The following is a 15,171-nucleotide window of genomic DNA, read 5'->3' as shown; positions in this document are numbered from 1 at the left end:
AATGGCTCAGTTTTTATGCTGAGCTATTTTTTAAATTTTGAGATGAAAGTATTTAAAATTTTAATGATTGTCTCACTAATTATATCGTGTAAAGAGACAATAAAGACAAATATAAAAACAAGTATTACTGAAAAAGAATCTAATAGAGATAGTATAGTAATTTCTTTTCAGAAAATATTAGATAGAGAAAAATTAAAGGGCTCAATTCTTGTTTACGATGTGCATAAGAAAAGATATTTTTCTAATGATTTTAATTGGGCAAAAACAGGGAAATTACCAGCATCAACTTATAAAATACCAAACTCTATAATTGCTTTAGAATTAGGTATTGTAGATAATGATAGTACACTTTTAAAATGGAATGGTAATCCTAGAAGATTCAAGTTATGGCAGCAAGATTTAACATTTAAAAAGGCATTTCATTATTCTTGCGTACCATGTTATCAAGAGATTGCTAGGAAAATAGGAGTAAAGCGAATGCAAAATTATCTGGCTAAGTTAGATTACGGTGATATAAAATTTGATTCTACTACAATAGATAATTTTTGGCTTCAAGGAAACTCAAAAATCACACAATATGAACAAATTAATTTCTTACGTCGTTTTTATAATACTGAACTACCAATAAATAAGAGAACAAATAGTATTATGAAAAAAATGATGGTTATAAATGATAATGAAGTTTATAAGTTAAGCGGTAAAACAGGTTGGTCTATCGTAGATGAAAAAAGTAATGGGTGGTTTGTAGGTTTTGTAGAACAGAAAGACAATGTAATTTTTTTCGCTACAAATGTTGAACCTTCCCCAGAATTTGATATGAGTTTATTTCCAAAATCGAGAAAAAAAATAACGATGGAAGCTTTAAAGAGTTTGAACTATTTGGATAAAAAATAAAAAACTCACCAAAATCATAGCTTTATTGATGAGTTTTTTTGCGATTTGTAAACAAACTTAAAATTATATCTTTCTTTTTAGCTTTTTTTAATTTCTAATTCATTTTTAATTAACTAATTCATTTTCCTTTTTCAAATCAAAAATACCTCAAGTGTATCTTTTTTACAACTTATATTGAGTGTAAGTGTTTTTTTATCAGGTGTATATAATGTTATAATTAGTTATATGTAATTTTTATTTATGTAGGATTTTTATTTTGAATCTAGTTTATGTCCCCAAATAGCATAATAAAGTATTATTGCGTAGCAAGGAAATAGAACCCAATAACTACTCGTAGAAGCGCTAGCTAAAGCTTCTACTTGATTAATTCCTTCAGAAATTAAATCTTTTTTATTCACATCAACTATTCTTCCATATAGAGGAGGTATTATGGCTCCACCAGCTATAGCCATAATTAACAGGGCAGAAGCTGTCTTTGTAAATTTACCTAAACCTTTTAAAGCTAGAGGCCATATTGCTGGCCAAACTAAAGCGTTAGCAATACCTAAAGCAGCAACAAATAATATAGAAGTAAATCCTGTTGTATTTATAATTAAGAATGTAAAAATTAAGCCTAAAACGGCACTTATTTTTAAAGCTAAGCCTTGACTTAAATATTTAGGAATTAGTATAACACCTAACGCATAAGTAGCTATCATTGCCATTAAAGTAAAAGTAGTAAAGAATTTAGCTTCAGAAGCTGAAACACCTAAAGAGATTCCATAAGCAATAATAGTGTCGCCAGCTATTACTTCTGCACCTACATAAACAAATAAAGCTAATACGCCTAACCATAAATGAGGAAATTGAAAAATACTTGTTTTATCTTTTACATTAATTGTTTCTTGATTGATATTATTAGAAGCTTCAATTTTTGGTAAGGGAGCCCATTTGATTAAAATTCCTAAAATAAAAAGTGCTAAGGCCATTATAATATAAGGCGTTATTACGCTATTTGCCATAGTATCTAAAAGTTCAGCTTTTTTAGAAGCATCTGAAGATGCTAGTTCGTCTTTAACCTTATCTATACCAGAAAGTAACAAAGCTCCAAATAAAATAGAACCTAATGAACCAGCTACTTTATTAGCTATTCCCATTATTGCTATTCGTTTAGCACCACTTTCTATGGGACCTAAAATTGTTATATATGGATTAGCAGCAGTTTGTAAAATAGTCATCCCCGTTCCTTGAATAAAAATACCTATTAAGAATAATGTATATGTTCTAGAGTTAGCAGCTGGTATGAAAACTAAAGCTCCTATTCCCATGATAATTAAACCAATAGACATTCCTTTTTTATAACCTACTCTATTAAGAAGAAAAGAAGCAGGTAAAGCCATAATTACAAAAGAAATGTATGAAGCAGATGCAACAAGATATGATTGTGCTTCAGTTAATTCGTTAATGGTTTTCATAAAAGGAATTAAAGCTCCATTTATCCAAGTAACAAATCCGAAAATAAAAAATAAGCCAGCGATTATTACAATAGCTGTTTTGTAGTTGTTGTTAGTATCTCTTATCACTTTTAAGTTCTTTTTATATTAAAAGAGATAAGTATATGTACAAACATTAAAAAAAATAAATTTTTTCTACGTTCGACATAATTTTCACGCTGAATAATTATAAATAAACTAAGTACTACGTTTGATTTAAAATTATTTTTTTAGTGGTATTAATATACTTTCTGCCAATAGTTATTCTTTTTTTTCCTATTCCGATTAAATTTCCTTCAATAGAATCTACTTTATCTAAAGCTATAGTATACGATCTATGAATACGAATGAACTTTTTACTAGGTAATTCTTCTGTGATACTAGTTAAAGATTTATGGACAATAAAATTATTATCATTAGTATATATTTTTATATAATCTTTTAAACTTTCAATGTAAAGAATATCTTGGTATTTAATTTTAACTAATTTTTTATCAACTTTTAAGAAAATGAAAGAATCTGGTTCATTTAGAGATTTTTCAGCATTTTGTTTTAAATATAGTTGTTGATTTAATTTATTAATAGATTTGAGAAATCTAGCAAATGGAATTGGTTTTACTAGATAATCTAAAACATTTAACTCAAAACTGTCGGCAGCATATTCTCTGTAAGCTGTTGTAATTATAATATAGGGTTTAATAGAAACACTTCTTAAAAAAACTAAACCATTCATTTTAGGCATGTTAATGTCTAAGAATATAACATCTATTTTGTTTTGCTCTAAAGTAGTTAAAGCTTCAACAGGTGTATTAAATTTACCAACTATTGAAATATTTTGAAATTCTTTTAAATGATTTTCTATTACTCTAATTGCTAGAGGTTCATCATCAATAATAATACAATTTAAGTTCATTTTAATTCTTGTGCTATAGAGAAATAGTTAATAAAACTTTAAATATATTTTCCTCCTTTACTATATCTAAATTATATTTGTCTTTATACAATAAATCTAATCTTCTTTTTACATTTTTATTTCCAATACCTTGTATTTTTTTCATAGAATCTGAACTTTCATAATTATTCTCTACCGAGAAAAATAAAATATTATTTTCTTTAAGTTCTATATTAATATGAACATAAAAATTATCACTTTTTTTTCCGTGTTTAAAACTATTTTCAATAAAAGAAAGAAATATTAAAGGAGCAATTTCTATTTTATCTAAATCTCCTTTAATATTAATTTTAAAATTTGATTCTTTTTCATATCTAATTTTTTGTAAATCAACATAGTCTTTAATATACTCGACTTCTTTAGATAATTTAACTTTATCCTCTTTAACTTCATATAAGACGTATTGCATAATATTAGAAAGTTTTAAAACAACTTCAGGAGCAAGGTCTGACTTATCTAATGTTAAAGCATATAAATTATTTAAAGTATTAAAAAAAAAATGAGGTTGAATTTGCATTCTCAAAAAATTTAATTCGGTCTGTAAATTAATTTTTGAGAGTTTTTCAAGCCTTTGACGTTGGTTTATCCAATCTATTATTAATTTAATTGTAGTAACCAATGCTAAAACATATAATTCACCTAATGTAACAGCTAAAATATGATTAAAGGTGAAGGCTTCTTGGTGTCCAGTAGCTTCTGGCCAAATATTTTTTGAAACAAGAAAGTAATTAAGTCCTGTACGAACTATATAATGAACATTTAATGATATTAATAAAAGTATTATATAGGTTTTATATTTTTTTTGAGCTAAGAATTTTGGAATAAAATAAAGTAAATTAATATAAACTAAAATTATATGTAATGGAAATTCTACTAAGTTAGATTTTAAAGAATACCAATAATCATCAAAATAACTACCCCAACGAATAATATTAAAAGAGAAATAACTTAACCAAAAAAGTAAGTGAAACTTAATAGGAATAGCTATGTTAGGTATTATCTTACTAGAATTTAAACTCATGTATTGTGAATACTATTTTTAGGTTTAAGTTCATAAAATTATGATTTTTTTATTTAAAAAAAATTTCATGTTTGCTTAACTAAACACATTTTTTGTGTTTATCTATTAAATTATGTTGTTTATTATCATTTTAATGTTGTTAGCATATATAATTTTTTGAAAGTTTAAGTAAATTTTACTTTTAATGAAACTATTTCAAATTTTATACATATGAAAAAAAATAAAATATTATTTCTTTTATGTTTTTCTTTGTTATCCATAGGAGTGTCATTTGCACAGAAAAAAATAACGGGGAAAGTTACATCAGCTTCTGATGGAGCACCTTTACCAGGTGTTAATGTAATAATTAAAGGGACAACTATAGGGGTAGAAACAGATTTTGATGGTTTATATGCTATTGAAGCAAATTCAAATGATGTTTTAGAGTTTTCTTTTGTTGGTATGAAAACGATTTCAGTTAAAGTAGGGGAACAAACAACAATTAATGTTGTATTACAAGAAGGGAATTTACTTAACGAAGTTGTTGTTACGGCATTAGGTATCAAAAAAGAGAAAAAAGCGTTAACATATTCAGCTCAAGAAGTTAAAGGAGATGAGTTAACAAAAGTAAAACAAACCAATCCAATAAATAGCCTTTCTGGAAAGTCTGCAGGGATTACTATAAATAGAAGTTCTTCTGGTTTAGGAGGTACGGCTAAAGTTGTATTAAGAGGTAATGCTTCTACTACAAATAATGATCCTTTATATGTAATTGATGGAGTTCCTATGTTAAACCAAGGTAATGGAGCTACAGGATCTGAACCTGGTACAGATATTTTTGGAAGTCAAACAGGAAATAGAGATGGTGGTGATGCATTATCATTAATTAATCCAGATGATATAGAATCTATAACAGTATTAAAAGGTTCATCAGCTTCTGCACTGTATGGAAGTCAAGGTGCTAATGGTGTAATACTTATCACAACAAAAAAAGGAAAAGAAGGGAGATTATCTGTTAATGTAAATTCTAGTTTTACTATAGATAATGTAATGTCATTACCAAAATTACAATCAGAATATCAATCTTTATCAGTTGGGAATCCAATAGCAGATAATGGAAGAGTTTCAGATCCACAATCATGGGGAGCAAAAACTTCAGGATTATCAAATGATGCTAAAAGTTTTTTTAATACAGGATATACATCAATAAACTCATTATCGTTAACAGCAGGGAATGCAAAAGCACAAACATATGTTTCTTTAGCTAATACTTTAGGAGGGGGAGTAATTCCACAGAATAGATTAATAAGAAATACAATTACGTTAAGAGAAACAGCAAAATTTTTGAATGAAAAAATAGATGTTTCTGCTAGCGTTAATTTATCGGATCAAAAAATATGGAATAGACCAACCAATGGATTATACTCAAATCCATTAACTGGAGTTTATTTACATCCAGTTGGAATAGATAGAAATATTTATAAAAATCAGTTCGAGTATTTTGATAGTTCACGTAATATTTATGATCAATATGCTTCTTCTTTTGCAGAAAATATACAACAAAATCCATATTGGTTAATTAATAGAGCTCCAAGTACAGACAAAGTTCAAAGAGTTTTGGCAAACTTATCTGTTAAGTATCAAATTACTGATAATTTTTCTTTACAAACCAGAGGAAGTTATGATAAAACATTTTTCACTTTTGATAAAAGACAATATGCAGGTACCGATCCAGTAAATTCAGGAAATAATGGTAGGTATATTTTAGAGCGTACTGAAAACACACAGCAATATGTAGACTTGATAGCAAATTATAATAGAGATTTTTCTGATGATATTAGTTTTACAGGATTATTAGGTACAAGTTTAACACAATTTAGAATTGGAGATCAAGTATTTTTAGATTCAGGGAGAGATGGAGACGGACTTAATTTTCCAAATGTATTTACTATAGCTAATTTTCAAAGTACTAACAATATAGCACAATCTGTAGCAAATAGAGAAGTTCAATCAATTTTTGGTTCTGCAAATATTGGATTTAAAAAGATGTTATACCTTGATGTAACTGGTAGGACAGATTGGTCATCAACTTTAGTAAACACAAATTCAACTTCATTTTTCTATCCATCGATAGGATTAACTGGAATTTTTTCTGAAATGTTTGAATTACCAGAAGCTATTAGTTTCGCTAAACTTAGAGTTTCTTATGCAGAAGTAGGTAAAGATATTCCTGTATATGCAACTATTCCATTAAATGGAATCAATTCAACAGATAATGGAATTAGTAATGCTCCTTTTTCACCAATTAGAGGAGAAACACTAGAGCCAGAAAGACAAAAATCTTTCGAAATTGGTACAGAATTAAGATTATTTACTAACCGTTTAGGATTAGAACTTACTTATTATGATACAACTACTTTAAATCAGATTTTCTTTGTACAGGCTTTACCAAATCCAGAAGGTTTTACTCAGAATATTGTTAATGCAGGTGAAATCACAAATAAAGGTTTAGAAATTGTATTAGATGGTAAACCAATAGTTAATGATAATTTTACTTGGAACACATCTTTAAATTTTGCGCAAAATATTAACAAAGTAGTTTCTGTAGCTCCAAACTTAGAAGGAGGTGAAGCAATTATAACAGCTCCAGGGGTAAATGGCTATGGGTATTCTTTAATTGAAGGTGAGGATTTTGGTAGCATAAGAGCTAAATCTTTAGTAAGAAATGCTAATGGCGTTCCAGTAGTAAATAGTTCAGGTACGTTACAGGTTACAGATTTTCAAACAGTAGCTCATGCACAACCAGACTTTACTTTAGGATGGAATAATTCTTTCGATTATAAAAACTTCACTTTTAACTTTTTAATAGATGGGAAATTTGGAGGAAATGTAGTTAGTGTTACTGAAGCTCTTAATGATCAATATGGAGTATCTCAAGCAAGTGCTGATGCTAGAAATACTAATGGAGGAATGATTGATGTTGTTGATGAGAATGGAGCTCCTTCTCAAATTTCAGCGCAAGCATTTTATAATACAGTTGGAGGACGTGCAGGTGCATTAGGAGAATATGTATATGATGCAACAAATATTAGTTTAAGAGAAATATCGATAGGATATAAATTACCAATTAAAACGAACTTTTTTGAAAGCATAAGATTATCTGTAATAGGTAATAATCTATTTTTCTTATACAAAGAAGCACCATTTGATCCTAACATAACAGCTAGTACAGGATTAGGTTTACAAGGAGTTGATATTTTTAATCAACCGTCTACAAGAAGTATTGGATTTAATGTTAATGTTAATTTTTAATTAATATGAAAAATAAAATAAAATATATACAGGTATTTATAATCTTATTGATTTTTAATGCATGTACAGAAGATTTTGAAAAAATTAATACCAACCCAAATGGTATTTCACAGGAGAGTTTAACACAACTTAATAATCACATAGGTTCAAGGTTTACTCCAATTTTTGCAAACATAATTAAAACTCAACCAGCTTGGAATTATCAACTTCAACATGGTTTAAATGGTGATATTTATTCAGGTTATATGACCACTCCAACACCTTTTGCAGGAAATATCAATAACCAAACTTATTCATTAGTTGATGGTTGGAATGCTTTCATTTGGATAGATGCTTATGACGGAAGTGGTGGTAATGGAGTAATGCCTTTTGTGAGAGAAATTAAAAATCAGGTAGGAATTTCTAATGCCCCAGGTGGAGAGAAGTTTGTTTACTTAGCAAATATTATGAGAGTTATGGCAATGCATAGAGTTTCTGATGTATTTGGACCAATTCGATTTAGTAAGTTTAACGATTTTGATACTACAGGAGAATACGATAGCCAAGAAACAGCATACAAAGCTTTTTTCGCTGATTTAGATGAAGCAATTACTGGGCTAAAAGAATTTGAGAGTAGTACTCAATTTGTTCCATTCGATGAATCTAATTTCGCTGGAAATATTGCTCAATGGAGAGCTTTTGCAAATAGTTTACGATTAAGATTAGCTGTTCGTGTAGCAAAAGTAGATCCAGTTTTAGCGAAAACTGAAGGGGAAAAAGCATTAGCAAATGATGCTGGATTCTTAACAAGTGATATGGTAATAAATACTCCAGGTTTTATGCATCCCATAGCAACCATAAGCGGTACGTGGAATGACATTTGTATGGGAGCTGAAATGGAAGTAATTTTAAGAGGTTTTAATGATGGTAGAATAGAGAAATATTTTAGAGCACCAGCTGACGCAAGCTTAGGTGATTATAAAGGTATAAGAAAAGGAATAGATATTACAGCAAAGTCTCAATATGCTAGTCATTCGTTAATAGGAGAGGTTATTGAAAGAGAGAGTAAAGTTTGGATGACTACAGCTGAAACTTATTTCCTAAAAGCAGAAGCGGCTTTAAGAGGTTGGTCTGGAGCAGGTGATGCAAAATCAAATTATGAAGCTGGAGTTAGGGCATCTTTCACACAGCATGGAGTTGCTGATGTTGATACATATTTAGCTGATAATACAAGTACACCTAATGATTTTGTTGATGCTATAAATTCTGCAAATAATATAGCTTATGGTAGTGATGTAAAGATAGCTTTTAATGATGCTGGTACTAATGAAGAAAAGTTAGAGCAAATTATTACTCAAAAATGGATTGCGTTATTCCCAGACGGTCAAGAAGCTTGGAGTGAATTTAGAAGAACAGGTTATCCAAGAGTTTTTCCAGTGGTTTTAAATAACAGTGGTGGTACTATAGATACTAATATACAAATTAGAAGAATAAATTTTGTTAACACAGAAAGAACTTCTAACCTAAATAATGTTCAAGAAGCTGAGACTTTCTTAAAAGGACCTGATAACGGAGGAACTAGATTATGGTGGGATACTGAAAGTAGTAATTTTTAATAATTAATAAATTTTCCATTAAACTTTTGTAGTACAAGTAAGGGCAAGAGTTTCTTGTTCTTACTTGTTTTTTATGAGTTATAATGTGCTATTTGTCGAAAAAATTAACTAATGCACTTTACTTAAAATAACTTTATTCAAAAATAAAAAAATAATGATTGTAGATGTAAAAATGGATAGTACACAAAGTTTGATATATAAGCCTGCAGGGCAATTTGAAGAAACTCGTTTTGAGAAAATCCATAATATTATTTTTAATGATTCAATAGAAGCTTCTAAAGTTGTTGCTGCTGAAATAGCTCAATTAATTAAACAAAAAGCAGAAGAAGGTAATATGTGCGTGTTAGGATTAGCGACAGGTTCTTCTCCAGTTAAAGTTTATGAAGAATTGGTTCGCCTTCATAAAGAAGAAAATCTAAGCTTTTCAAATGTAATTACATTTAATCTTGATGAGTATTTACCAATGCAACGTGATAATTTACAAAGTTATTATCATTTTATGCACGAACATTTGTTTAATCATGTAGATATATTACCTGAAAATATTAATATCCCTGATGGTACAATTTCACCTGAAGAAATTTATCAATATTGTATAGATTATGAATTGAAAATTAAAGAAGTAGGTGGATTAGATTTTCAACTGTTAGGTATTGGAAGAACAGGACATATTGGTTTTAATGAACCAGGTTCGCATTATAATTCAGGTACTAGAGCAATTACTTTAGATCATATAACAAGAGAAGATGCTGCGTCTAGTTTTTTAGGAATAGATAATGTTCCTAAGAAAGCAATAACTATGGGAATAAATACCATAAAAAATGCGAAACGAATAATTTTATTAGCTTGGGGATTAAATAAGGCAAAAGTAGTTCAAAAAACTATTGAAGGAAATATAACTTCTCAAATACCTGCAACGTATTTACAAGAACATTTAAATACTACTTTTATCTTAGATAAAGAATCTTGTTCAGAATTAATAAGAATTAAAACTCCTTGGTTAGTTACTTCGTGTATATGGACAGATGAGCTTAAAAAGAAAGCCGTTTTTTGGTTAAGTGAAAAAGTAGGTAAACCAATACTAAAACTTACCGATAAAGATTATAATGAATATGGAATGTCTGGATTATTAGCTGAAGAAGGTAGTGCGTATGATCTTAATATTAAAATATTTAATAAGTTACAACATACAATTACAGGTTGGCCTGGAGGAAAACCAAATGCAGATGATACGAACAGACCAGAACGAGCTACTCCATCTAAAAAAAGAGTTATTATATTCAGTCCTCACCCAGATGATGATGTGATTTCTATGGGAGGAACATTTGATAGATTGGTAGAGCAAGGTCATGAAGTTCATATTGCTTATCAAACATCAGGTAATATTGCTGTTACTGATGAAGATGCTAGAAAATTTGCAGAAACAGCTATAACTTTAACTTCAAATACCAAAAAAATTGAAGAAATTCTTAAGGATATAGAGAATAAGAAAGCAAATAGTATCGACTCTATAGCGGTCAGAGCTTTAAAAGGAACAATAAGAAGAACAGAATCCTTGGCTGCTACTAGATATTTAAATGTACCTGATGCTAATGTTCATTTTTTAAATTTACCTTTTTACGAAACTGGAACAGTAAAGAAAAATAATCTTTCAAAAGAAGATATAGATAAGATGTGTGATTTAATTGAAGAAATTAAACCTCATCAAATTTATGCAGCTGGAGATTTGGCAGATCCTCATGGTACACATAAAGTATGTTTAGATGCGCTTTTTGATGCTATAGATATTTTAAAATCTAAAGAGTATATGAATGATTGTTGGGTTTGGCTATACAGAGGAGCATGGTTTGAATGGGATTCTTATGAAATAGATATGGCTGTACCTATGAGTCCAGATCAAGTAATAAAGAAACGTAATGCCATATTTTTCCATCAATCTCAAAAAGATAAAGTAATGTTTAGAGGTGATGATACTCGTGAATTTTGGGTTAGAGCTGAAGATAGGAACAGGTTAACAGCAAAAAAATATCATCAATTAGGTATGGCAGATTATGCAGCCATAGAAGCATTTAAACGTTATTATTTTTAACCAAATGAAATCAACATCTATATTAATACTTTCTTTAAGTATTCTTTTATTTTCAATATCATGTAGTTCACAAGAAGAATTAAAAGATAAATTAAGTTTAATGCCATGGCCAAAAGAAATTAAAGCTACGGGTAGTAAATTATTTATTGATAGTAATTTTACCATAAATATTAATAAAAAAAGTCATAGAGTTCACAATAATGCAATAAGTTTTTTGAGAAACCTGACAAATAAAACTGGAGTTTTTATAGAGAAGGGATTTCCTTCTTATGATAAAGGTAAAGCTACCTTAAATATTAAATATAAAAATGAAGTAAGTTTATCTATTAATGTAGATGAATCATATATTTTAAGTATAAAAAATAACGGGGTTGAATTAATAGCTTCAACAGATGTTGGAGTGATTAGGGGGTTATCAACACTACTACAATTAGTACAAAATGATAGTAGTAATTATTTTTTTGAAGGGTTAATGATTAAAGATAATCCCCGTTTTAAATGGCGAGGTCTAATGATTGATGTCTCTCGTCATTTTCAACCTGTTAATGTGATTAAAAGAAATTTAGATGCTATGGCTTTTATGAAGATGAATGTTTTTCACTGGCATTTGTCTGATGATCAAGGTTTCAGGATTGAATCTAAAGTGTATCCTAAACTACACCAATTAGCATCAGATGGACAATATTATTCACATGAACAAATTAAAGAAATTGTTAGTTATGCTAACATGTTAGGTATTCGTGTAATACCTGAAATCGATATTCCTGGCCATGCTACTGCAATTTTAACTGCTTATCCAAAACTTGGGAGCAAGGATAATTACGAGTACAAATTACAACGTTATGCAGGAGTTTTCGATCCTACTTTAAATCCTATTAATCCTGAAGTTTATACTTTTATAGATAAATTATTTAATGAAGTTTCTTCATTATTTCCAGATGAATATTTTCATATTGGTGGAGATGAAAATGAAGGTAAGCACTGGGATGAAAATGTGAAAATAGATGAGTTTAAAAGAAAAAATAAATTTAAAGATAATCATGATTTACAAACGTATTTTACTATAAAAGTTGAAAAAATACTTAATAAATATGGAAAAAAACTAGTAGGATGGGATGAAATAATGACTCCAAATATGCCTAGATCAGCTATTATACATTCATGGAGAGGAAAAAATGAAGGTTTTAAAAATGGAACTTTGTTTCCTGCTGTAAAAAAAGGTTTTAAAGCAATTTTATCTAATGATTATTATATTGATAGAATGTTCTCGGTAGATCATTATTATTTATGTGATCCTATCGGAAACTTTAATTTAAATGAAGAAGAGGAAAATAGAATATTAGGAGGAGAAGTAACAATGTGGGGAGAGCTAGTAACTCCTTTAACTATTGATAGTCGTATATGGCCTAGAACCGCTGCTATAGCAGAAAGGTTTTGGTCATTAAAAAACGTTAATGATATTGAAAACATGCGTAAACGATTGAAGGTAATTAGTTATGAGCTTGAAAGAATAGGAACTACTCATCTTAAAAATATAGATGTTATTTTAAGAAATATTTCGAACAATCAAGAAATAAATTCTTTAAAAATATTATCTAAAATAGCAGAACCATTAAAAATGTATGAAAGGAATAAAGGTGGTACTGAATATAAATCTTTTTCACCTTTTTCTTTATTTGCAGATGCTTGTAATTCTGATGCTGAAGATGCATATGAATTTAAAAAAGTTTTGAATTTGTATAAAAAGAGTAAAAACAACTATGAAGATATATTATACTTTTTAAGAAAATGGCAAAAAGGGTATATTGAATTTGAAAAATTAAATAAGTCTTCAATTTTACAAGAATTACAATCACATTATTCAGTTCTTTATAATGTATCACAAAAGTTAGAAAAGGTTATACAGAAACAAACATTTTCTAAAAAAGAATTAGAAGAATTAATCATATCGATTGATAAGCTAGAAATACCTTTTGCTGATGTTGAAATTGTTATAATTAAAGAATTAAAACAATTAGCAAATCATATATACAATAAGTTATCTTCTTAACAACATACCTTTCTTTAAATTAAATAAATATAATATGATTTTAATTGCTGATAGTGGTTCTTCTAAGTGTGATTGGATATTTTATAATCCAGAAACGAATGAATCAATAAGATCTAGAACAAAGGGTTTAAATCCTAGTATTTTAAGTGCTCAAAGAATCAGTAAATTAATTAATGAAAACGACATTCTTTTCTCTAGAAATAAAGAAATAGAGAAGATTTATTTTTTTGGAGCTGGATGTGGTACTAACAAAAATCAAAAAAAAATAAAGAAAGTACTTAACTCTTGTTTTACTAATACAAAATCTATAATAGTAAAAGAAGATTTAATGGCAGCCGCTTGGGCAACAAAAAACGAACCAGCTATAATATGTATTTTAGGTACAGGTTCTAATTGTTGTTATTATGATGGCAATAAAATTCATACAAAAATTCCATCTTTAGGATACATAGTAATGGATGAAGCTAGCGGAAATTTTTTTGGAAAAGAAATTTTAAAAAGTTATTACTATCAGAAATTACCAAATGAATTAAGACTTTCTTTTGAACAAAACTTTAACTTAAAACCACAAAAAGTTATAAACAAAATTTATAATTCAAAATACCCTAATAAGTATCTAGCAAATTTTGCAAGGTTTTTAATTGAGAATAAAGAGCACCCTTATATTATTAGAATTCTTCAAGACGGAGTAAATGCATTTATTGAAAACCAAATAGAACATTATCGTGAAGAATTAAAAACAATTCCAATTCATTTTATCGGTTCTATTGCTTATCACATACAAGATATTATTTCAGATCAATTAGAAAATAAAGGACTTCAAGCAGCTAGTTTTATTCGTAGACCCATAGAAAAATTAATAGAAAAACTTCAGCAAAACAAAACTCTTAGTCAACCTGAAATTTTTATTTAGGTTATTATTTTTCATTCTATCTAATATTTCAGTAGTTTTTTTAAATTTTTCCTGTATTCATCAAATAGTAATTTCTCAAGCTTTATGATACACTTAGTTTTGGTGTATCAATATTATTAAAATTATAACAATGAGAAATTTAAATAAAGAACTTACATTTTTAAGAACATTTGCAATTACAACTGCTTTAGGTATTATAACGTTTGCTTCTTTTGCTTTTAAAGAATATAATAATGTTAAAAAATTTGGTACCATAAATGTAGAACGAATTAATATTGTAGAAGCTGATGGTACTGTAAAAATGGTAATTACCAATGCTAATCATTTTCCTAGTGAAGGAGATGAAATTAATGGTAAAATTTATCATAAACGTAAGAAAAGAGCTGGTATGTTATTTTATACCGAAGATGGAAAAGAATGTGGTGGATTTATTTATGATGGAAAAAAAACTAAAAATGGTCATAGATCAGGTTTATCATTAACTTATGATCAATATGATGGAGATCAGGTAATGCAATTAATGACTACAGACAATAAAGTAGGGGATAAGCGTTACAAATCTGGATCATTAGTTTTTAATGATCGAGGTAATAACGAAACTCATGAAAATATAAATAAAATAGGAGAAGAATTAAAAGCAATTAAAGATCCTAAAGAACGAAGAAAAAAGTATAATGAATATTGGGAAAAAGGAATGTTTGGTTCGGTAAGAAGAGTTGCTTTAGGACAAACACCTGGAAGACAAAATGGATTGTTTTTATATGATGATAAAGGAAGACCAAGAGCTAAATTTGTTATAGATGAAAATAATAATGTTAAACTAGAAGCTTATAACGAGAAAGGAGATATAATAAGTTCGTGGCCTAAATAAAAATATAAACGAAAGCATTTGCA

Annotated in this window: 10 protein-coding genes; 7 read left to right on the top strand and 3 right to left on the bottom strand. The window is 28.3% G+C overall.

Annotated features, from left to right (window positions below; genetic code table 11):
- The first annotated feature begins 42 nt into the window (after nucleotides 1–42).
- Nucleotides 43–894 carry a class D beta-lactamase gene (blaOXA, locus tag ACSIGC_RS02765; protein WP_442266633.1) on the top strand — a complete coding sequence of 284 codons (852 nt, stop codon included), beginning with the start codon at nucleotides 43–45 and terminating at the stop codon, nucleotides 892–894.
- A 251-nt stretch (nucleotides 895–1,145) separates the two neighbouring features.
- On the opposite strand, the gene ACSIGC_RS02760 is transcribed toward blaOXA, so the two are convergent.
- The 3 genes from ACSIGC_RS02760 to ACSIGC_RS02750 form a co-directional block, all read right to left on the bottom strand.
- Nucleotides 1,146–2,456: a sugar MFS transporter gene (locus tag ACSIGC_RS02760; protein WP_442266632.1), complete on the bottom strand. Its 1,311-nt coding sequence runs from the start codon at nucleotides 2,454–2,456 to the stop codon at nucleotides 1,146–1,148.
- A 115-nt stretch (nucleotides 2,457–2,571) separates the two neighbouring features.
- The gene (locus ACSIGC_RS02755; RefSeq protein ID WP_442266631.1) at nucleotides 2,572–3,279 is read right to left on the bottom strand and encodes a LytR/AlgR family response regulator transcription factor; all 708 of its coding nucleotides are present in this window, start codon (nucleotides 3,277–3,279) and stop codon (nucleotides 2,572–2,574) included.
- A 13-nt stretch (nucleotides 3,280–3,292) separates the two neighbouring features.
- A complete protein-coding gene (locus tag ACSIGC_RS02750) occupies nucleotides 3,293–4,339 on the bottom strand; it encodes a sensor histidine kinase (protein ID WP_442266630.1) in 1,047 nt (348 codons plus the stop codon).
- 210 nt (nucleotides 4,340–4,549) lie between these two features.
- On the opposite strand from ACSIGC_RS02750, the gene ACSIGC_RS02745 reads away from it, so the two are divergent.
- The 6 genes from ACSIGC_RS02745 (at nucleotide 4,550) to ACSIGC_RS02720 (ending at nucleotide 15,148) form a co-directional block, all read left to right on the top strand.
- Entirely contained in the window at nucleotides 4,550–7,630 is a 3,081-nt protein-coding gene (locus ACSIGC_RS02745) for a SusC/RagA family TonB-linked outer membrane protein (protein WP_442266629.1), read from the top strand.
- A 5-nt stretch (nucleotides 7,631–7,635) separates the two neighbouring features.
- Nucleotides 7,636–9,225 carry a RagB/SusD family nutrient uptake outer membrane protein gene (locus ACSIGC_RS02740; RefSeq protein WP_442266628.1) on the top strand — a complete coding sequence of 530 codons (1,590 nt, stop codon included), beginning with the start codon at nucleotides 7,636–7,638 and terminating at the stop codon, nucleotides 9,223–9,225.
- A 154-nt stretch (nucleotides 9,226–9,379) separates the two neighbouring features.
- A complete protein-coding gene (gene nagB, locus ACSIGC_RS02735) occupies nucleotides 9,380–11,314 on the top strand; it encodes a glucosamine-6-phosphate deaminase (protein ID WP_442266627.1) in 1,935 nt (644 codons plus the stop codon).
- A 4-nt stretch (nucleotides 11,315–11,318) separates the two neighbouring features.
- Complete coding sequence (locus tag ACSIGC_RS02730) at nucleotides 11,319–13,364, top strand: family 20 glycosylhydrolase (RefSeq protein ID WP_442266626.1); 2,046 nt, start codon at nucleotides 11,319–11,321, stop codon at nucleotides 13,362–13,364.
- Nucleotides 13,365–13,398: 34 nt separating this feature from the next.
- Nucleotides 13,399–14,277 (top strand): N-acetylglucosamine kinase, encoded by an 879-nt coding sequence (locus tag ACSIGC_RS02725; RefSeq protein WP_442266625.1) that lies wholly within the window; start codon nucleotides 13,399–13,401, stop codon nucleotides 14,275–14,277.
- A 130-nt stretch (nucleotides 14,278–14,407) separates the two neighbouring features.
- The gene (locus ACSIGC_RS02720; RefSeq protein ID WP_442266624.1) at nucleotides 14,408–15,148 is read left to right on the top strand and encodes a hypothetical protein; all 741 of its coding nucleotides are present in this window, start codon (nucleotides 14,408–14,410) and stop codon (nucleotides 15,146–15,148) included.
- Nucleotides 15,149–15,171: the final 23 nt, after the last annotated feature.

This window comes from Tenacibaculum aquaeponti (genome assembly GCF_052084715.1).
Taxonomy (GTDB): Bacteria; Bacteroidota; Bacteroidia; order Flavobacteriales; family Flavobacteriaceae; genus Polaribacter.
The sequence above is the reverse complement of the archived record's forward strand: the minus strand, read 5'-3'. Positions and strand labels throughout refer to the sequence as shown.